Consider the following 18,360-nt stretch of genomic DNA (forward strand, 5'->3'; position numbering starts at 1 on the left):
TGCTCCCTGGGCGCCCGAGCTCAGAACAGCTGGACGTCGTCGATCTCGATGCGCAGCGGCTGTCCCACGGGCGTGCGCCAGTTCAGGTTCATGACGCTCCACGGCTCGAACGGCACCAGCGTGCCCCACCCCTGCTGGATCAGATCCCACCAGCGCAGCTCCACGGTGACCCACTCCGGTCCGACCCAGAGGTCGATACCGTGGCTGTCGTAGCAAGCCGAGCAGAGCCCGCCCTCAGGCGTCGTAAGGAGCGTGCCGACGTCGAAGCGAACCTGCGTGCCCTGGCCACGGATGTGGAAGCGGATGCCCTGGAACGGCGACACATCGACGGGCGACATCTCGAAGGACAGCGCCACGCCAGCGCCCGACGCGGTCGGCACCCCCGGGGAGAACGCCGCGAGCGCCGTCGAGCTGAAAGGCCCCGGAGCGGGCAACAGGTCGACCGGCGGGACGGTCCCGTCGTCGTACGTCACCCACGGCCCCGTGAACGGCGGGACGCTGCCCGCGTACGGCGCGGAGAAGAGGAAATCGCCGTCCTCGAAGTCCTCGATGACGAGGCCCGGCATCGCGCAGACGGGCAACCACCCGCAGTCCGGATCGGAGCAATCCGTGAGACCGTCCGCATCGTCATCGGAGCCGTTGCTGCAGGCCCAATCGGTGTCCTCGCGCCACGTCATGCAGTACGGCTGTGACTGGCAGTCCGCATCGGAGCAATCCACGAGACCGTCCCCGTCGTCGTCGGCGCCGTTGCTGCACGTCCAGTCGGTGTCCTCGCGCACCGGCATGCAGTACGGCATCCACTGGCACTCCGGATCGGCGCAATCCGCGAGGCCGTCCCCGTCGTCATCGACGCCGTTGCTGCACGCCCAATCGGTGTCCTCGCGCCACGGCGAGCAGAACGGATACAACTGGCATTCCGGATCGGCGCAATCCGCGAGGCCGTCCATGTCGTCATCGGCGCCGTTGCTGCAGGCCCAATCGGTGTCCTCTCGCACCGGCGCGCAGAAGGGATACCACTGGCAGTCCGGATCGGAGCAATCCGCGAGGCCGTCCATGTCGTCGTCGTAGCCGTTGCTGCACTCCCAATCGGTGTCCTCGCCGAGCGGCCCGCAGAACGGCTGCGACTGGCAGTCCGGATCGGAGCAATCCGGGCGGCCGTCGCCATCATCATCGTAACCGTTGCTGCACGCCACATCGGTGTCCTCGCGCGGCGGCGTCGTGTCGTCGACCCCGATGACGATGTCGAGCCTCCCGTGCCCGACCGAGATGACGTCGCCATCGGCCCGGAACTGGAACGCCACCGTCGACGTCGCACCTTCGCCGATGTAGACCCACGTCGGGTTCGCCGACGTGAGGGACGCCGAGACGGGCTGGTAACCGCCGCCGGTCCACCGCTCGAGGACCCAGCCTGGCTGGAGCGTCACGTTATAACCGCCGACCGGCAGCACCTCCGTGAGCGCCGGCGTGTCGCCACCTCCGTAGATGGTCCGCGTCGTCGGGCCGTAGATGTCGAACCACGCTTGGGACAGGCGGTACGTCGCGCCCGAGGAGCTGTTCCCGACGAGGGCCAGGCTGAGCGAGCCGACCTCGGACTCCTGCTCGGCGTCCTCCGGCGCGTCCGCCGTGCAGCCGACCGGGATCGCAGCAATGGCCAGGACCGAACATACGAAGAGTTGTCGCAAGTGTCTCATAATGACTCTCGTATCAGAGCCGGTCGCGCGTGAAAAGCTGGATTCGCGGGGGGCGCCATGACGTCGCGCGTCCGTCGGCCATGCGGTCATTGACCGTCGGTCATTGAGCATCGGCCGTCGGCCGTCGGTCATCGGCCGGCCATTGGCCGGCCATTGGCCGTCGGTCATCGGCCGTCAGTCATCGGCCGTCAGTCATCGGCCGTCAGTCGTCGGCCGGCCATGCGCCCATGCGCCCATGCCTTGGTTGCGCCGCCCCGTCCCATCATTCATCGAATCCTCCGGTCCTCCCCTCGCCGCGTTTCATCGCCTCATCGCCCGTCGCCGGCTATCGCCTCCTCTCGCATTCCGTCCGCTCTGTCGGCTCGCGTCGCACGCATCGTCGCCCCGGTCCCGGTCCGCGATCGCGGCGTGACCAGCGCGCCCGCCGCCGGGCGCGCCGGGCGCGCTCCGCTCGGGTCAGATGCTCGGCGCCGGCGCGTCGACGGCCTTCGCGTGCCGCGCTTGCTCCCGGAAGTAGCCCTCCCGCTCCTCGGCGAAGGCGCGCGCCACGCTCGGGCGTCCGTGGAGGCGCGCATGGTACGCGGCGAGCACCGGCCAGGACTTCAGGTCGATCGGCGTGACAACGGACCAGTTGAGCACCGCGAAGAGGTACGCGTCGGCGACCGAGAAGCGATCGAGCAGGAACTCCCGCCCTTCGAGCCGATCGGCCACCCAGCCGAGGCGGTGCGCTGCCCCGGCCAGCGCATGGGCCTTGACCTCGGCCGAGGCCGTCTTGTCCAGGAGCGGCATGTAGACCGCCTTGTGGAGCTCGCTCCCGATGAAGCCGAGCCACTGCTGGAGGCGCGCCCGGCCGAGCGGATCCCGCGGCGCGAGCTCCGCCTTCGGGAACCGATCCGCCACGAGCTGAAGGATCGCCGCGTTCTCGGCGAGGATCTCGCCTCCTTCGATCTCGAGCGCGGGGACGAACCCGAGCGGGTGGATCGCACGGTAGTCGGCGCCCCCCTCGGTCCGCTTCGTTTTGAGATCGACCTCCACATACGAAGCCTCCGCGCCGGCCTCGTAGAAGGCGATGCGCGTGGCGAGAGAACATGCGAGCGGAGCGAAATAGAGCTTCATGAAAACCTCCTGACGGCGCCCAACGTGCGCCTCGCGGGGCTGTGCGTCCAACGCATCGTCGTGATAGGATCTATGCGTGTCACGCATACCGTCTCCCCCTGCGCCTCCCGCGATCGGACCGCGGCCTCGGCTCGAGATCCGCGATCTGGAGCTCGTCCTCTCGCTGGCGGCCGCCGGGAGCACGGCCGGCGCCGCCTCGGCGATGCACATCACGCAGTCCGCCGTGAGCCGGGCGCTCGCCCAGGCGGAGGACCGCGTCGGCGCGCGCCTCTTCGAGCGCACCGCGCGCGGGGTCGCGCCGACCGCCGCGGGCGAGCGGCTCATCGCGGGGGCCGGGCTCGTCCTCGCGCAGCTCCGGGAGCTCGAGCGAGAGGTCGCGGCGCCGGTCGCCGCGACGACGCGCGTCCGCCTCGTGTGCGAGTGCTACACGGCGTACCGCTGGCTGCCCTCCGCGATGACGAGCCTCCGGCGAAGGCTGCCCCGCCTCGAGATCGTGCTCGCGGTCGAGCACACCCACGATCCGGTCGCCGCGCTCGTCCGGGGGGACATCGACGTCGCGCTGCTCACCACGTCGTCCCTGCCGACCGACCGCGAGGCGGGCTGCGCGCTCGTGGAGCGGCCCCTCTTCTCGGACGAGGTCGTCTTCGTGATCTCGACCTCGCACCCGCTCGCCGGGCGGGCGTCGCTCACGCGAGACCACCTCCGCGAGGGCCCGCTGATCACGCCGAACGCGACGCCGGCCGAGGCGCGCTGGTTCATGAGCGCCGTCTTCGGGCGGCAGCGGCCCAAGATCGAGCTCCTGCGCTTCCCGCTCACGGAGGCCGTGGTCGACGCGGCGCGCGCCGGGATGGGGATCGCGACCCTCTCGGAATGGGTGGCGGAAGCCTATCTCGGCAGCGGCGACCTTCTGGTCAAGCGGCTCTCGTCCGGCCCGCTCCGCCGGCCCTGGCGGATCGCGTTCCGGCGCGCGTCGGCCGACGCCGCGGAGCGGCTGATCGCCGCCCTCGAGAGCTCGGCGCCGCGGCTCTACACGCGCGCCGGGTGACCCTCAGTCGAGGCCGGTGGCCTCCGGCGCGCCCAGCATCAGGTTCAGGTTCTGCACCGCCGCGCCGGAGGCGCCTTTGCCGAGGTTGTCGAGGCGCGCCACGACCAGGATCTGGTCCGGCTTGCCGAACACGAACACGTCGAGCCGGTTCGTGTCGTTGCACTCCACCGCGCCGAGGTAGCCGTCCTCCAGCGCGCCCTGGCCGCCGAGCGGCATCACCCGGATGAACGGCTCGCCGGCGTAAAAGGACGTGTAGAGCTCGTGGACCGCGGCGGGCGTCGCCGGCCGGGCCAGGGCGTCCGCGAACAGGGGCACCGAGACGAGCATGCCCTTGTAGAAGTCACCCACGACCGGCTGGAACAGCGGCGCCCTGTCGAGGCCCGCGATGGCCCGCATCTCCGGCAGGTGCTTGTGCTGCAGGGTGAGCCCGTACGGGCGCGGGCCGCGGAGCTGCTCGCGGCGCGCCCCGTCGGCCTGCTCGTAGGCCTGGATCATCTTGCGCCCGCCGCCGCTGTAGCCGGTGAGCGAGTGCGCGATCACGCGGGCGTCCCTGGGCAGGAGCCCCTGGTCGACGAGCGGCACCACGAGCGCGAGGAACCCGGTCGCGTGGCACCCGGGGACGGCGACGCGCCGCGCGCCGCGGACGGCCTCGCGCTGGCCGGGGCGGAGCTCCGGGAAGCCGTACACCCACCCGTCGGCCGTGCGGTGCGCGGTGCTCGGATCGATGACGCGTGTCCTCGGGTTCTCGATCCATCCGATGGATTCGCGGGCGGCGTCGTCGGGCAGGCACGTGATGAGCACATCCGCCTCGTTGATCAGCGCGCGGCGCGCCGCCGGGTCCTTGCGGCGCTCGGGGTCGATCTCGAGCAGCTGGAGGTCGCGGCGGCCCTGCAGCCGCTCGCGGATCTGGAGCCCCGTCGTCCCTTCCTGTCCGTCGATGAACACCCGATGCATGGTGGCCGTTTCCATACGCCGAGCGCGCCCTCGGGACCAGCGCTTCGCGTGAGCTCATCGACGCCTCCTCGACGCCGTCGCACACCCGCCGTCGTCGCACAGCCCGCGAGGGCGCTCCCCCCGCGCCCTGGCGGCGATCGTCTGGATCAGCCCCACCGTCCAGCACATCGGGCACCCGCGCAGCGCCACGAGCGCGACCGGCAGCAGCGCGACCGGCGCCCAGAGGGACACCCGCGCGAGGAACGCCGCGGCCACGAGGGCCCCGAGGCCGATCGCCCCGCGCGCGAGGTGCGCCGCGAGGCTCTTGCTCGCGAACACGCCGCTACCCTCCTTCTCCTCGGCCCTGCCGCGCGCGAGGCGCGGCGGGCGCGCCATCGCGCCGGAGGACCTCTGCCCTCACCAGCTGCCGCGCCCGGTGCAGCCGGCTCTTCATGGCCGCCTCGCCCAGCCCCAGCGTCCGGCACACCTCCTCGCCCGTCAGGCCCTCGACGTCGCGCAGCACGAGCACCTCCCGGTACGGCCGCTCCAGCGCGGCGATCGCCTCGTGCACGGCGCGCACGAGGCGCCAGCGCTCGAGCGCCGCCTGGGGGTCGAGCTCGCCCGCCGGCACCGCGTCGGCGTCGTCCACGCGCTCCCCGAGCCGCAGCCGCTCCCGCGCGAACGGGCGCAGCATGCGCGCGCACGTGTTCCGGACGACCGTCATCAGCCAGGAGAGGACGCCCGGATCCCGCGCCACCTCGGGGCGGCGCGAGAGCTTCGTGAAGGCCTCCTGGACCGCGTCGTCCGCGTCGTAGGCGTCGCGGCACACGCGCAGCCCGAAGCGGTACACGCGGTCGTGGTAGGCGCGGACGAGCAGCTCCAGCGCGCCGTCGTCGCCGCGCGCCGCCGCCGTGAGGACCGGATCGTGGGACATCGCCGCCTCCATCCAGCGCCTCAGCCCGGCGGGCGCGGGCAGGTGGACCTGCCGAGCAGAGCGTACCCGAGGCATGTGCCCGAGAGCGCCGTGAACATCACGTACACGCCCGCCAGACCGAACGCCGAGAGGCGCGCGGCGAGCGGCAGCGGCGCCGCCCAGGCGCAGGTCAACAGGCCGAGCCCGCCGAGAACACGCAACAGCCGATCCTGCGTACCCACATTCCGTTTCATGAGCTCCTCCGTCCTTCACCCGGAGAAGCCCCGGCGCGGGGCGTAGGATTCAGGAAATCGTCACCGGCCCGGGACCGCCTCGCCCGCCGCGCGGCCGGCGACGTCGCCTGGTCCGACGGCGCGGGGCTCGGGGCGAAGGTCCTCCACGGTGCTCGCCCAACTCTGGCCCGCGCTCCCCATCGCGTCGTCCAGCGTGCGCACCACCTCGTGAGCGAGCGCCTCACCGAGCAGCCTGTAGGCCTCGAACTGGGCTTCATCGAAGAACTGATCCGCGGTCGTCTGGTGCGGAAACTCGGGGTGAGACTCCGCATAACGCTGGACGTCGAGCGGCAGTCCGGGCAAGAGGCCGGCCTTGACGTAGACCACCGTGACCTCCCTGGTCGCCTCGGTCTTCGCGCCCGGATCCGGCTTGAACTTCCCCACCAGGATCGGCGTGCTCGGGGTGCGTTGCTCCCAGGTATGCACGGCGGATCTGGTTGGCCCAGAACCTGTTGATACCCGCGTAGTTCCTCGACGTCAGGAAGCTGAGCCCGATGAACACCAGGCAGAGCGTCGCCCCGAACGTCAGCTCGACGACCTTCATCGGGTCCCGCTGGACAGGCACGTGGACGAGCCCATCGATCGACCGAGCGAGCTCGATCGGCGCAAAGATCAGCCACTGAAGCATGCTCGCCCATGTCGACGTGACGCCCTTCACGACATCGTAGAGATCCGTGAACCTGAGCGCGAACACCTGTCCGCTGATGGCGACCCCGATGACCGCGAGGAGCTGCTCGCGCTTCAGGCGACTCAGCAGGACAGCCAGCGCGACGGCCAGAGCAGCGCACAGCACGAGGAGGGTGAGCAGGGGATCGGCCCGCAGCGCGAGCAGGGAGCCCCACGTGAGCACCACGAGCAGCGCCGCTCGAGCGGCGAGCCAGGTCCCCGCCTCGTGGACGGACGGCCACGAGAAGAGGATCCCGAGGTACATGACGAGCTGGGCGGCGAGAAGGACACCCCCCATCAACGCCAGGACGAACACGAGGAGGTCGAGCACGGGGAGATGTCTGGCGATCGCGTCAGGCAACGTGCCTGACTCCACAGAGGCCGTGGTGAAGAAGAGAGATCGCGCTCCGTCGACGTGGCAGACGACCGCGGTCACGCCGTGCTCGACCACGCGCGCGAGGAACGCCTTCGGCGACCTCGCGCTCGAGTGGTGGAGGAACACGATCGCCGCGAACCCGGCGGTCAGGAGCGACAGCGCGTTGGCGATCGCGCCGACGAAGATCATGAGGAGGGGCTGGAGCGTGTTAGCGGTGAGGCCGATTCCTCCGGGAATGAGGTAGTCGCCTCGCAGGCGGATCCTGTCGAGGAGGCGGTTCCATGAGGCGGCCTCCAGCGGGTCGAAGCGGCGCTCACGGTCCGCGTCCCCCTCCGGGTGAGGGCCGGAGGTCCGAGCCGTGAGCGCGCCCCCCGCCCAGCCGCCGCCGGACACGGAGCTCATGTAATCGACGTATTTGAGGATCACCTCACCGCTCTTCGTCGGGACCGTGGCGAGCCCTTTCAGGAAGCCGAGGCAGATGGTCGCCGAGCGGATGCCTCCGCCGGAGAGCGATAACCCGATGAGGTGCGCGCCGCGCGGATCGCCGTCGCCCGCGGCCTCGTGCTTCAGGTTCGCCGCGCGGCGCCGCGCCTGGATCCACTCGGCCTCGAGCGCGCGAAGCCGACCGATGTCGGGGTACACGGCCTCGTCCCTCGAAGGCCTCTCGGCGGACTCCCACGACTGCAGGATCGTCAGCAGCGTGCCGAGGATCAGCATCAGGAAGACGATGAACGAGCAACCCGCCTTGTACAGCAGGTCGGTGTGCTCGTTCGGTCGGGACATCGTTCCCCGCACGGGTTCCAGGCGCCGCACGCCTGCCGTGGCGCCGCGGATTCCGCGGCGCTGGCGGCAGGCGTCTCGCGCGACCTCAGAGAGCGGACGACGTATCGTACGGAAAATCGGGGAGCGATGGGGCGTCCAGACGCGCGCCCCCCGCGCGCCGCGCCGGCGGGCGCTTCCCGTCAGCCCGGACGGTTTCGCATGAAGTCCGCCACCTCGGCGAAGCGCTGGTCGAGGAAGGCGCGGAGCGGCGCGGGCACGTCGACATCGGCCATGGCCGCCCGCATGCAGCGCATCCAGGCGTCGCGCATCGCCACATCGACCGGGACGCGCGCGTGGCGCATCCGCAGCCGCGGGTGGCCGTGCGCGGCGATGTAGTCCTGCGGCCCGCCCAGCCAGCCGATCAGGAAGAGCGCGAATCGGTCGCGGCTCTCACGGGCGACCTGACCGCCCTCGTCGCAGACGTGGAGGCGCGCGAGCGCCGGCTCGTCGCGGCCCATGAGGTCGTAGAAGCGCTCGACGAGCCGGCGCACCGCCGGCTCGCCGCCCAGCAGATCGAAAGGGGTCTCGGACGGCTCGGCCATGGGCGATGCCCTCTACCGGATTTGCGCCGGCGCTGCACGCCGCTGGCTCAAGCCGCCGCGGAGCTGCCGCAGGCCGCGCCGAACCACGTGGCGAGCGCGCGGCGCAGCCGGCGATGGGCGGAGGCCTCGGGCTCACCTGCCGCGGCCGCCCAGGCCACGTAGCCGTCGGGGCGAATCAGCAGCGCCTCCGCCGGGCGCGGCAGCGCAGCGCAGCGCGCGCTCACGACGTCCACGCGATCGCCCCAGGGCGCAGCCACACCGCCGAACGCGGCGCCGCCGGTCAGGTCGAGCAGCACGCCCCTGGCCCCGTGCATGAGCTGCGCGACGCGCGTCTCCCCCTTCTGCGTGGTCAGCGGGACGTCCGGCGCCCAGCGCCCGAGCAGCGGATGCTGCTCGCCGGGCTCGGTCGGCATCTCGTAACGGACGTCGACCGCGTCCAGCATCTCGACGACATACCGCAGGCTCTGCTCGTGCTTGAGCAGCTCGCCGAGCAGCTCGCGCAGCGCCGCGACGCGCTCGTCCCGCATCATCAGCGCGCCCTGCGCCCGGGTGTGCATGATCACGCGCTTGCCCTCGGGGTGCCGCTCCGCGTGGTAGGTGTCGAGGAGCCCCGGCGGCGCCCAGCCGTGGACCTCCGCGGCCAGCTTCCAGCCGAGGTTGACCGCGTCCTGCAATCCGGTGGTGAGGCCTGGCCCGCCGGCGGGGAGATGGATGTGCGCCGCGTCGCCCACGAGCAGCACGCGACCGGCGCGGTACATATCCGCCTGGCGGCTGGCGTCGGTGAACCGAGACAACCACCGCACCTCGCGGACGGGCAGATCCTCGCCGAGCGCCGCGCGAACGCTGGCCTGCAGCTCGTCGAGCGTCATCGGCGCGTCGCGGTCGAAGTCCGGCGGATACGGCTCCGACGTGACCACGCGAAACACGCCCGCTCCCAGGGGAACGAGGGCGATCCCGCCGAGCCCGAACCGAACGCGGCGACCGCCGGAGAGGACGAGGTGCCCGTCCTCCGTCGCGCCCTCGGCCAGCGTGACGTCGGCGAGGCGCAGGAGCCGAGAGGGCGGGAGTCCGGGAAAGCCGATCCCGGACAGCTTGCGCACGGCGCTGCGGCCGCCGTCACACCCCACAACGAAGCGCGCCCGAAGCGGGTAGTCGCCGTCCGGGCCTCGGACGGTGACCGTCGCGCTCTCCCCGTCCTGATCCAGCCCGATGAGCTCGTGGCCTCGACGGATCTCCGTCGTCAGCTCGCGCGCACGCTCTTCCAGCAGCGCCTCGATGCGCGCCTGATGGATGCTCAGGAAGCGCCTGGAGACGCGCGCGTGGTCGCCGCCGAGGGCCAGCGGTATCCCGCCGAAGTGCACGAAGCGCGTCATTTCTGCGGCGCTCTGCTCCGCGCGGAAGCGCTCGAGAAGGCCCCTGTGGTCGAGGATCTCCACGGCGCGCCCGCCGAGGCCGAGCGCCTTGGAGAGCCCGGTGGGCTCGGGCAGCCGCTCCAGCACGACGGGGCGCACGCCGGCCAGCCGCAGCTCGCAGGCCAGCATCAACCCGGTCGGACCGCCGCCCACGATGACGACATCGACGTTCATACGCGTTCTCCTTGTCGAGCTCCTTGTCGAGCAACGATCGATTGACAACGATGGTTCAGCGACGACCTGTGGGCGGCGACGGACGAACGAGGCTCACGTCACGTGGTCTCTCCGGTGCCCGCTTGGCCGCTCCATCCAGGCGTGGTCACGCCGTCCAGCACGAGGCTCACGGTCTGCTCGCCGAGGCGCGCGGCGAGATCGAGATCGCACGAGAGGCGCGCCCGGAGGTCCGAGAAGCGCGGCCCGAAGATGCCGATCCCGGCCAGCGCGCCCACGACGGTGCAATACAGGAGCTCGAACTCGCAATCGCGCCGGAACACCCCGCTGGCTTGACCTCGCTCGTAGAGATCGCGCAGCTGCGACGGCAGCATCGCGAGCGTCGCGGGCGGCGCGGCCTGCCAGCCGCTCATCGCCTCGTGCATCGCGAGCGGCATGCACAGGGGGCGCGAGAGGAGCAGCCGGAAGAACATCGTGAACGCGTGCCAGAGACCCTCGCGCGGCTCGAGCGCCGCCGACGCCTCGAGCGCCGGCCGCCACCCCTCCATGAGGCCGGACCACTGGTCCTCGAGGACCGCGCGGTAGAGGCCCTCCTTGCTCCCGAAGTGATGGTAAATCATGCGCTCGTTGACCCGGGCGCGCCCCACGATGGCGTGCACGCGAGCCCCGTCAGGCCCATGCCGCGCGAACTCCTCGGCGGCGGCGTCGAGGAGCGCCCGCCGCGTCTCTTTTTTCCCGTCTCCCGGCATCAGGTAAATGTTTATTTACTCATGAACGGGGGGCGGTCAAGGGCGCGCACTGGCCGCGTCCCCCTCGCGCGGTGAAAACAGGGCGCCCGGCGCGAGCTCTCCCATCTCGGGCCTCCGCGGTCGGGCCCGCGTCGGGGCCATGCCTCCCGGGCGGCTGGGTCCTCTTCCGCTGTGGCCCGATGTAGGCGCGACCGGCCCCCTTCAGAGCGGCGCGCCTGACGCGGAGCTCGGCGCCGCGGCCAAGGCGCGATTGGGCCGCGGGCGGTGCCGGACGTTATCGATTCTAATCGCAAGAGAAAGCCGGCGATTCCTTGTGCCTTTTGCTGTAGGCTCCGCCTCAGGTCAGGTCTGGCCCCCTGGCCAATGTGCTTGTTGGCATGAACCAGAAAACGACGTTCTTCCCTGCGTTGGTGCTCGCGGCGGGCGCGCTCACGGTGAACATGACCGGCTGCGAGCTCATCGTCGCCGTCGATCGCAGCCAGATCTCCGACACGGGCGGCGCCGGCGGAGCCGGTGGCTCCGGCGGCGGCACGACGACGAGCAGCAGCGCCAGCTCGTCGTCAGACACCGGCGGCTCGGATGGCACCGGCGGCATGGGCGGCTCCGGCGGCTCCGGCGGCTCCGGCGGCGCGGGCGGCACCGGCGGCTCAATGACGTGCGCCGGCGGCGCGACACCGTGCGACACGATCGGCGATTGCCCGGCCCCGGCCACGGAGTGCATGAAGGCCACGTGCGAAGCACGGTGCTGCGGCACGACCAGCGTGCCCGACGGCACCGCCACGATGGCGGGCCAGGAGGCGGGTGACTGCAAGCAGCAGGTCTGCGACGGCGACGGCGGCACGACGTCGATCCGCGACGACACCGACAAGCCGGCCGACGACGAATGCAACGTCGGCACGTGCCCGGGCGGCTCTCCGGGCAGCGCACCGAAGACCGCTGGCACGAGCTGCACCACCGGCGGCAAGGTCTGCGACGGCAACGGCGCCTGCGTCGGCTGCCTCGCGGACACCCACTGCACCGCGCCCCAGGTCTGCGATCCGATGGGCACGCACACGTGCGTGGACGTGTCTTGCACCGACGGCGCGCTGAACGGCGGCGAGACCGACGTCGACTGCGGCGGCATCGACGCCGGCTCCGGCTGCGCGCCCTGCGCCGACGACCTGGAGTGCGCGCTCGATTCGGACTGCGCGAGCGGCTACTGCAACACGGCCGGCCTGTGCGCGACGCCCAGCTGCATGGACACCGACGAGAACGGCAACGAGACCGACGTCGACTGCGGCGGCGCGTCCTTCCAGGGCGCTCCGGCCTGCAACAGGTGCGGTGTCGGGAAGACGTGTGGCGTCGCGGACGACTGCACCACGGGCTTCTGCAGCGGCGGCACCTGCGCGGCCAAGCCGGACGGCGCGTCCTGCGTGACCAACGCCGAGTGCGCCAGCGCGCGCTGCGTTGACGGCGTCTGTTGCAACACGGCGTGCACCGGCGCCTGCCAGGCGTGCTCCGCGGCCAAGAAGCTCGGCGGCTCCGACGGCGTCTGCGGCTACATCGCGGCCGGCGGCGATCCGGACGACGAGTGCCCGGACACGGGCGCGGCGTCGTGCGGGACCAACGGGTTCTGCGACGGTGCGGGCGCCTGCCAGCGCTACGAAGCGGGCACGGTCGTGCCGTCCGGGCAGACGCCGGGCGATTGCCAGCAGCGCGTGTGCAACGGCGCCGGCAGCCCCACGACGGACGATGACGTCACCGATCTCCCGGTGTCAGCGACCGTCTGCTTGACGGACCCCGCGTGCACGGGCACGCCGGCCACGCCGAGCTTCTCGATGGCGCCGGCGGGCACCGACTGCACCGCAGACGGCCTGCCCGGCAAGACGGTGTGCGGCAGCGGGCTCGCGGCTGGCACGTGCGTCGAGTGCAACGACGACTCGAGCTGCACCTCGCCGGCCACGTGCAACACGACGACGCACGCCTGCGAGTGATCGCGACAGCGTGGAGAGCGCCCGGGGCAACCTGGGCGCCTTCTTCGTTCTGTCGGCGTGCTCGGGTTGCAGCAGATCTCGAGTCGAGGCGAGAACGCTCGCAAAGACGGGTCGGCCGTCGCGGGCCGACGCCGTACTATGCGCGCGACAACCGCACCTCGATCTCCCGCTCCACGTAGGACCACTCCTCCGTCTCGCGCAGCCTGCCCACGAGCTCGTCGAAGGCGCCGGCGTCGCCCTCGGCGAACTCGAACCAGGTCAGGAAGTCGAACGGGCTGCCGAGATCCCGGCTGTGGTAGAGCCGCCTCGCCACGGCCGGCAGGTACTCCAGCCCGATCTTGATATGGCGCGACCTCGCCTCGAAGATGGCCCGCCGCTCGTCCTGCGCGAGCGCCCACCACGCCTTCGATTTTCTGAGCGGGATCAGCGCCGCTTGCGTGCTCGACGCCCGACCCAGGTCTTCCTGGACGGCGACGAGGCGCTTTCTCTCCTCGAGCTCGACGTAGCGCTCGTTGCTCCTCACGCCGTTCAGGACCCAGGCCGCTCCCGGCGGCGCGACGAAGCTGCTCCCCTCGACGCGCTGCAGCCGCGGCGCCGCGGGCAGCTCCTCGCCTCGCACCAGGACCGTCCTCTCGACCCGCCACTCCCCGGCGGAACCTGCAACGAAACTGACCCGAACCGGATTTCCTTCCATGGATGGCTCCGGGGCGACGGCAACGCCGGACGAATCCCACCGACCCCCGACGTCGGGGCGGCCCTACCACGCCCTTTCGTCACGAGGGCGCCCGGGAAGGCGGCTGCGCTCGGGCTCGCCGCGCCGGCCGAGCCCGACACGCAACGCGGTTGATGATGTGCGGACAGCGGTTTCGCCGTGGTTTCCGCGCGATGATTTTCCGTCGCCCGCGTCAGCTCAGGACAAGATAGGAATCGCCGAACTCGTGACAGAGATACCCTGCCTCCTCCGCATAGGAGTTCGCGCGGTGGAGCAGCGAGGCAGGCGCGAAGGCCTCGAGGAGCCGGAAGTGGCTCTCTGTCGGATCGTGCACGCCGGTCAAGAGCCCGTCGACCACCCTCGGCCGGAAGCCGGGGTGGAGCACCAGATCGGTGACGCCCGGGCCTGCCTGGAGCTCACCCCCGTGCTGGGCAGCGCAGCCCTCGAGCGCGCGCGTCACCGTCGTGCCGACCGCGATGACGCGGCGCCCGCGCGCCTTGGCCTCGCGCACCGCCGCCACCGTCTCTTCGGGGATGTCGAAGCGCTCCGGCAAGGGCAGCAGGGCGTCGAGGGCCGGCTCGCCCGTCGACGAGATCCCGGCGGCGTGCGTGAGCGAGGCGACGCGCACGCCGCGGCGGATCAGCTCGAGAAGCAGCCCCCAGACGAGCGGCCGGCCGGCCGAGGGGAGCTCGGCGCAGAGAGGCCGGCTCGCGTAGCGCGTCTGCGTGTGCCAGATCGCGAGCGGGCCAGCGACGTACGCATACTGGATCGGGCGCCCCCGCCGGTAGAGCGCCGACCAGAGCGGCGCGCCCCGCTCGCGAAAGGCGATCTCGACGAGGCGCGGCGAGGCCGGAGACACGCGCTCGACCGTGGCCGACAGATCGTCTCCGAACGTCACCGCGTCCCCCGGGCCGAGGGCGGGCGGCGCCGGGCGCTCCTCGGTGCGCGTGCGAAAGGAGCCGGCGCCGAACAGCAGGGCCGAGTAGCGCGCCTCGGACAGCTCGCCGATGAGGCGCACCTCGACCGCCGCGCCGCGCTCGGTCGCGCCGTGGAGCGACGCCGGCAGCGTGGCGCCGTCGTTGACGACCAGGAGATCGCCCGGCTCGAGGAGCGCGGGCAGATCCGCGATGCGCGCGTCGCGCAAGCGCCCCGCTCGCGGGTCCACGTGGAGGAGCCGCTCCTCGAGCGGGTTCTCGCGGGGCCATGTGGCGGGGCTCATGGCGCCTCCTGCAGGCGCGCGGCCTCGAGGCGCGCGCCGCTCGGCACCTCGCCGGCGCGGCCGACGAGCGCGACGATGCGCCTCGCCACGTCGGCTGGATCGGCCAGCGTGCTCGGGTCGGCGTCGGGGATGGCCTCCGCGTGCATCCGCGTGTTCATCTCGCCCGGATCCACCGCGTAGAACGCGACGCCCGTCCCCTCGAGCTCGGCGGCCCAGGTGCGGCTCAGGTGATCGAGCGCCGCCTTCGAGGCGCCGTAAGCGCCCCACCGCGGATAGGCGTTCACCGCCGCGTCCGAGCTGATGTGGACGACGACCCCGCGCCGCCGCAGCGCCATCGCGCCGGCGACCACCTTCGTCAGGCGGAACGGGCCGACCACGTTGACCTCGAGCACGCGCCCGAGATCCTCGCACTCCGTGTCGAGCAGGATCGGCAGCGGCGTCTTGCCGAGCGTGCTCGCGTTGTGGATGAGCAGGTCGATCGGCCCGACCAGCGCCGCCGCCGCGCCTGCGATCGCGTGCGTCTGGCCCTTGTCCCCGATGTCCGCCGCGAGCGCGTGCGCCTCCCCGCCCTGCGCGGCGATCTCGGCCGCGACGGCCTCGAGCGGCTCGCGCTCGCGCGCCACGAGGACCACCTTCGCGCCCTGCCGGGCGAGCTCCCTGGCGAGCGCGGCGCCGAGCCCGCGGCTCGCCCCGGTGACCAGCGCCGCCCGCGGCGCGAACCGCTCGCCCCGCGCGGCGCGGGGGAGCGACGGGTGGGAGCTCCCTTCGGCCTGGATCAGCGCCTCGCTTCCGGTCGATTCGTCGTTCATGGTGCCTTCCTCCTCGACACCAGCCTAATCCGCGCGGGTTCTCGCGTTGGAGCGGGCTCCAATATCCTGGAAGAGTGCTACTCTCCGGGCATGGACCAGGACGCGGAGCTCGCGGGGCGGCTAGCGAAGAACATCAAGCAGCTGCGCGAGGCGCGCGGGCTGACGCAGCAGCAGCTGGCCAAGCTCGCCGGCGTGCCGCGGGCGACCTGGGCGCACCTCGAGTCCGGCGCGGCGAACCCGACGCTCGGCGTGCTGCACCGGGCCGCCGCCGCGCTCCAGGTCTCCATCGAGGAGATGCTCTCCGCGCCCCGCGCCACGTGCCAGCTCTACGCGCGGGACACGCTCCCCACGCGCTCTCCCGGGCAGGCGCTCGTCCGCAAGCTCCTGCCGGACCCGATCCCGGGCATGGAGATGGATCGCATCGCGATCCCCCCGGGCGGGCGGATGACGGGCGTCCCGCACACCCCGGGCACCCGCGAGTACCTGACGTGCGAGTCGGGGGAGCTCCAGCTCGTGGTCAGCGGAGAGCGGTTCACGCTCGGCTCCGGCGACGTCGCCGTGTTCCGCGGCGATCAGCGCCACTCGTACAACAACCCCGGCAAGCAGCCGGCGGTCGGCTACTCGGTCGTGGTCCTCGCGCGCGTGCTCTGAAGGGGCAGCGGCGCGCATCACACGGCGCCGCGGCGCCTACCGCTCGCCGGGCGTCATCCACTTGGGCTCGGCGCCCGGGCGCCACGCGGCGAGCAGATCCAGGAGGGCCGGCGCCTCCTCGGCGACCTGCAGCACGGCGCGGTGAGCCGGCTTCATGAACTGCTCGGTCACGACGTGATCCAGAAAGGCGATCAGCGGGCGGTAATACCCCGCCACGTCGAGCAGCCCGACCGGCTTGTCCTGAGAGCCGAGCTGCGTCCATGTCCACACCTCGAACAGCTCTTCCAGCGTCCCGACGCCCCCCGGCAGGGCGATGAACGCGTCCGCGAGGGCGGCCATCTCTGCCTTGCGCTGGTGCATCGTCTCGACCACGCGCAGCTCCGTCAGCCCGCGGTGCTCGATCTCCCGCTGGTTGAGGAACCCCGGGATGACGCCGATCACCTCACCGCCGCGCGCGAGCACCGCGTCGGCGATCACGCCCATGAGCCCGACGCGGCCCCCGCCGTACACGAGCCCGATCCCTCTCGCCGCGAGGAGCTCACCGAGCCGCACGGCCGCCTCGCGGTAGGCCGGCGACGCGCCGGGGTTCGACCCGCAGTAAACGCAGATCCTGGAGAGCGTTCTCATGGGCCCGAGCCTACGCCGGCAGGCGAGCTCGTCCAAGCGGGAGCGGTGGGCCGGCGCGCCGTGGAGGGTAGCCTTCCCCCCGGCGGCGCGCCCTGGCACCCCCGCGCCGCGGCCTGGCACCCCCGCATGGCGGCGGCGCCGTGGCCGGCGGGTCACTCCTTGTCGAGCTTGCCGACGAGGCTCAGCGTGAAGAAGGCGCCCATGTACTTGAAGTGCGGGCGCACCTGCATGTCGACCTTGTACCAGCCGGCGTTCCCCGGCACCTCGGTCACGATGATCCTCGCCTTGCGGAGCGGCCTGCGCCCGCGGGTCGCCGCGGAGACCACGTCCTGATCGGCGACGTACTGGCCGATCCAGTCGTTGAGCTCCTTCTCGAGATCGCCGCGCTCCTTCCACGTACCGATCTGCTCGCGCTGCAGCACCTTCAGGTAGTGCGCGATGCGGCACATGATGAACATGTACGGCAGCTGCGTGCCGAGCCGGTAGTTCATCTCGGCCGCCCTGCCCTCGTCGCTCTGCCCGAAGAACTTCGCCTTCTGGGCGGAGTTGGCCGAGAAGAAGCAGGCGTTGTCCGAGTCCTTGCGGAACGTGAGCCCGATGAAGCCCTCCTCGGAGAGCTCGAACTCGCGCCGCTCGGTGAGCATGATCTCGGTCGGCACCTTCGTCTGGATCTCGCCCATCGCCTCGTACTGGTGAAGCGGCAGGTTCTCCACGGAGCCGCCCGCCTGGGGGCCGATGATGTTCGGACACCAGCGGTACTTGGCGAAGCTGTCGGCGAGCCGGGTGGCGAAGGCGTACGTCGCGTTGCCCCAGCAGTACGCGTCGTGCTTGCCGACCACGTCCTCCTCGTAGTTGAACGCCTTCACCGGGACGGTGTTGGCGCCGAAGGGCAGGCGGAGCAGGAAGCGCGGCATCACGAGCCCGACGTAGCGCGCGTCCTCGGTCTCGCGGAACGCGTTCCACTTCGTGTACTGCGGCCCCTCGAAGAGCGCCTTGAGGTCCTTCAGGTTGGGCAGCCCCTGGAAGTCCTTCAGGCCGAAGAACTGCGGCCCGGCCGCCGCGATGAAGGGCGCGTGCGACATCGTCGCGACCGCGGCGCACTTCTGGAGGAGCGCGATGTCCTGGGGGCCCGGGCCGAACTCGTAGTTCGCGATGATCGCGCCGACCGGCTTGCCGCCGAACTGCCCGAACTCGGCCGAGTAGACGATCTTGTAGAGGCCGCTCTTCGGCACCTCGGGGGCGTCCTCGAAATCGGCGAGGAGGTCCTCCTTGGAGCAGTTGAGCATCTCGACCTTGACGTTCTCGCGGAAGTCACACCGGTCGATGACGAACTTGAGGCCGCGCCACGCGGACTCGAGCTTCTGGAAGCTCGGGTCGTGGAGGATCTCGTCGATCTGCCGCGACAGCTTGACGTCGATCTCCGCGATCAGCGCGTCGACGAAGGCCTTGTCGACCTTCTCGCCCTCGCGCCGCGGGGCGACGAGCTCCGAGATGAAGGCCTGCACGCCCCGCTTGGCGATCTCGTACCCCTCGTCGCCGGGCGTCATCTTCGTCTCGGCGAGGATCTCGTCGAGCAGCGATCCCCCCTCGAGGGTCTGGACGCCCGCGCTCCCCGCGGCCTGTGTCTCCGTCGCCATCGC

Annotated in this window: 19 protein-coding genes; 3 read left to right on the plus strand and 16 right to left on the minus strand. The window is 71.6% G+C overall.

Annotated features, from left to right (window positions below; genetic code table 11):
- Positions 1-20: 20 nt before the first annotated feature.
- Together WME73_RS27650 and WME73_RS27655 are read right to left on the minus strand one after the other, a co-directional pair.
- Positions 21-1,682 carry a hypothetical protein gene (locus tag WME73_RS27650; RefSeq protein WP_437911488.1) on the minus strand — a complete coding sequence of 554 codons (1,662 nt, stop codon included), beginning with the start codon at positions 1,680-1,682 and terminating at the stop codon, positions 21-23.
- Between the two features lie 465 nt (positions 1,683-2,147).
- Complete coding sequence (locus WME73_RS27655) at positions 2,148-2,807, minus strand: glutathione binding-like protein (RefSeq protein WP_437739389.1); 660 nt, start codon at positions 2,805-2,807, stop codon at positions 2,148-2,150.
- 76 nt (positions 2,808-2,883) lie between these two features.
- Here WME73_RS27655 and WME73_RS27660 point away from each other — a divergent pair, with 76 nt between their 5' ends.
- On the plus strand, positions 2,884-3,852 hold the full coding sequence (locus WME73_RS27660; RefSeq protein WP_437739390.1) for a LysR family transcriptional regulator: 969 nt from the start codon (positions 2,884-2,886) through the stop codon (positions 3,850-3,852).
- 3 nt (positions 3,853-3,855) lie between these two features.
- Here WME73_RS27660 and argC read toward each other — a convergent pair whose 3' ends face one another.
- The 9 genes from argC to WME73_RS27705 all read right to left on the minus strand — a co-directional run bounded on the left by argC (position 3,856) and on the right by WME73_RS27705 (position 10,729).
- Positions 3,856-4,806 (minus strand): N-acetyl-gamma-glutamyl-phosphate reductase, encoded by a 951-nt coding sequence (argC, locus tag WME73_RS27665; RefSeq protein ID WP_437739391.1) that lies wholly within the window; start codon positions 4,804-4,806, stop codon positions 3,856-3,858.
- A gap of 54 nt (positions 4,807-4,860) precedes the next feature.
- Positions 4,861-5,124: a hypothetical protein gene (locus tag WME73_RS27670; protein WP_437739392.1), complete on the minus strand. Its 264-nt coding sequence runs from the start codon at positions 5,122-5,124 to the stop codon at positions 4,861-4,863.
- A gap of 4 nt (positions 5,125-5,128) precedes the next feature.
- Complete coding sequence (locus WME73_RS27675; RefSeq protein WP_437739393.1) at positions 5,129-5,719, minus strand: RNA polymerase sigma factor; 591 nt, start codon at positions 5,717-5,719, stop codon at positions 5,129-5,131.
- 20 nt (positions 5,720-5,739) lie between these two features.
- A complete protein-coding gene (locus WME73_RS27680; protein WP_437739394.1) occupies positions 5,740-5,952 on the minus strand; it encodes a YgaP-like transmembrane domain in 213 nt (70 codons plus the stop codon).
- Positions 5,953-6,012: 60 nt separating this feature from the next.
- Entirely contained in the window at positions 6,013-6,318 is a 306-nt protein-coding gene (locus tag WME73_RS27685; RefSeq protein ID WP_437739395.1) for a hypothetical protein, read from the minus strand.
- Positions 6,206-7,816, minus strand: a complete 1,611-nt coding sequence (locus WME73_RS27690; RefSeq protein ID WP_437911489.1) for a hypothetical protein — start codon at positions 7,814-7,816, stop codon at positions 6,206-6,208. The genes WME73_RS27685 and WME73_RS27690 overlap by 113 nt, the downstream gene beginning before the upstream one ends.
- Before the next feature lie 179 nt (positions 7,817-7,995).
- The gene (locus WME73_RS27695) at positions 7,996-8,397 is read right to left on the minus strand and encodes a group II truncated hemoglobin (protein ID WP_437739397.1); all 402 of its coding nucleotides are present in this window, start codon (positions 8,395-8,397) and stop codon (positions 7,996-7,998) included.
- A gap of 47 nt (positions 8,398-8,444) precedes the next feature.
- Positions 8,445-9,983, minus strand: a complete 1,539-nt coding sequence (locus WME73_RS27700) for an FAD-dependent monooxygenase (RefSeq protein ID WP_437911490.1) — start codon at positions 9,981-9,983, stop codon at positions 8,445-8,447.
- A 98-nt stretch (positions 9,984-10,081) separates the two neighbouring features.
- Positions 10,082-10,729: a TetR/AcrR family transcriptional regulator gene (locus tag WME73_RS27705; protein WP_437911491.1), complete on the minus strand. Its 648-nt coding sequence runs from the start codon at positions 10,727-10,729 to the stop codon at positions 10,082-10,084.
- Positions 10,730-11,106: 377 nt separating this feature from the next.
- Between WME73_RS27705 and WME73_RS27710 the strand changes: the two genes are divergently transcribed.
- Positions 11,107-12,702: a hypothetical protein gene (locus WME73_RS27710; RefSeq protein WP_437911492.1), complete on the plus strand. Its 1,596-nt coding sequence runs from the start codon at positions 11,107-11,109 to the stop codon at positions 12,700-12,702.
- A gap of 136 nt (positions 12,703-12,838) precedes the next feature.
- Here the strand turns inward: WME73_RS27710 and WME73_RS27715 are convergent, their stop codons facing one another.
- From WME73_RS27715 to WME73_RS27725, 3 genes are all read right to left on the minus strand, one after another.
- On the minus strand, positions 12,839-13,396 hold the full coding sequence (locus WME73_RS27715; protein ID WP_437739401.1) for a chlorite dismutase family protein: 558 nt from the start codon (positions 13,394-13,396) through the stop codon (positions 12,839-12,841).
- A 211-nt stretch (positions 13,397-13,607) separates the two neighbouring features.
- The gene (locus tag WME73_RS27720) at positions 13,608-14,633 is read right to left on the minus strand and encodes an S-adenosylmethionine:tRNA ribosyltransferase-isomerase (RefSeq protein ID WP_437911493.1); all 1,026 of its coding nucleotides are present in this window, start codon (positions 14,631-14,633) and stop codon (positions 13,608-13,610) included.
- Positions 14,630-15,442 carry an SDR family NAD(P)-dependent oxidoreductase gene (locus WME73_RS27725; protein WP_437911494.1) on the minus strand — a complete coding sequence of 271 codons (813 nt, stop codon included), beginning with the start codon at positions 15,440-15,442 and terminating at the stop codon, positions 14,630-14,632. Before WME73_RS27725 ends, WME73_RS27720 begins: the two co-directional genes overlap by 4 nt.
- 90 nt (positions 15,443-15,532) lie before the next feature.
- On the opposite strand from WME73_RS27725, the gene WME73_RS27730 reads away from it, so the two are divergent.
- A complete protein-coding gene (locus WME73_RS27730; RefSeq protein WP_437739404.1) occupies positions 15,533-16,093 on the plus strand; it encodes a helix-turn-helix domain-containing protein in 561 nt (186 codons plus the stop codon).
- A 36-nt stretch (positions 16,094-16,129) separates the two neighbouring features.
- Here WME73_RS27730 and WME73_RS27735 read toward each other — a convergent pair whose 3' ends face one another.
- Both WME73_RS27735 and tssC read right to left on the minus strand, forming a co-directional pair.
- The gene (locus WME73_RS27735; protein WP_437849972.1) at positions 16,130-16,720 is read right to left on the minus strand and encodes a TIGR00730 family Rossman fold protein; all 591 of its coding nucleotides are present in this window, start codon (positions 16,718-16,720) and stop codon (positions 16,130-16,132) included.
- 152 nt (positions 16,721-16,872) lie between these two features.
- Positions 16,873-18,357, minus strand: coding sequence for a type VI secretion system contractile sheath large subunit (gene tssC, locus WME73_RS27740; protein WP_437739406.1), 1,485 nt, complete (start codon positions 18,355-18,357; stop codon positions 16,873-16,875).
- Between the last annotated feature and the right edge of the window lie 3 nt (positions 18,358-18,360).

Origin of the sequence: Sorangium sp. So ce302, from assembly GCF_051530145.1 — a bacterium.
GTDB lineage: Bacteria > Myxococcota_A > Polyangia > Polyangiales > Polyangiaceae > Sorangium > Sorangium cellulosum_B.

Excerpts from the sequence above, each read along its gene's own strand:
- WME73_RS27655 (WP_437739389.1), bottom strand. The coding sequence starts at position 2,807 with ATGAAGCTCTATTTCGCTCCGCTCGCATGTTCTCTCGCCACGCGCATC.
- argC (WP_437739391.1), bottom strand. The coding sequence starts at position 4,806 with ATGCATCGGGTGTTCATCGACGGACAGGAAGGGACGACGGGGCTCCAG.
- WME73_RS27675 (WP_437739393.1), bottom strand. The coding sequence starts at position 5,719 with ATGTCCCACGATCCGGTCCTCACGGCGGCGGCGCGCGGCGACGACGGC.
- WME73_RS27680 (WP_437739394.1), bottom strand. The coding sequence starts at position 5,952 with ATGAAACGGAATGTGGGTACGCAGGATCGGCTGTTGCGTGTTCTCGGC.
- WME73_RS27690 (WP_437911489.1), bottom strand. The coding sequence starts at position 7,816 with ATGTCCCGACCGAACGAGCACACCGACCTGCTGTACAAGGCGGGTTGC.
- WME73_RS27695 (WP_437739397.1), bottom strand. The coding sequence starts at position 8,397 with ATGGCCGAGCCGTCCGAGACCCCTTTCGATCTGCTGGGCGGCGAGCCG.
- WME73_RS27700 (WP_437911490.1), bottom strand. The coding sequence starts at position 9,983 with ATGAACGTCGATGTCGTCATCGTGGGCGGCGGTCCGACCGGGTTGATG.
- WME73_RS27705 (WP_437911491.1), bottom strand. The coding sequence starts at position 10,729 with ATGCCGGGAGACGGGAAAAAAGAGACGCGGCGGGCGCTCCTCGACGCC.
- WME73_RS27710 (WP_437911492.1), top strand. The coding sequence starts at position 11,107 with ATGAACCAGAAAACGACGTTCTTCCCTGCGTTGGTGCTCGCGGCGGGC.
- WME73_RS27715 (WP_437739401.1), bottom strand. The coding sequence starts at position 13,396 with ATGGAAGGAAATCCGGTTCGGGTCAGTTTCGTTGCAGGTTCCGCCGGG.
- WME73_RS27720 (WP_437911493.1), bottom strand. The coding sequence starts at position 14,633 with ATGAGCCCCGCCACATGGCCCCGCGAGAACCCGCTCGAGGAGCGGCTC.
- WME73_RS27725 (WP_437911494.1), bottom strand. The coding sequence starts at position 15,442 with ATGAACGACGAATCGACCGGAAGCGAGGCGCTGATCCAGGCCGAAGGG.
- WME73_RS27730 (WP_437739404.1), top strand. The coding sequence starts at position 15,533 with ATGGACCAGGACGCGGAGCTCGCGGGGCGGCTAGCGAAGAACATCAAG.
- WME73_RS27735 (WP_437849972.1), bottom strand. The coding sequence starts at position 16,720 with ATGAGAACGCTCTCCAGGATCTGCGTTTACTGCGGGTCGAACCCCGGC.
- tssC (WP_437739406.1), bottom strand. The coding sequence starts at position 18,357 with ATGGCGACGGAGACACAGGCCGCGGGGAGCGCGGGCGTCCAGACCCTC.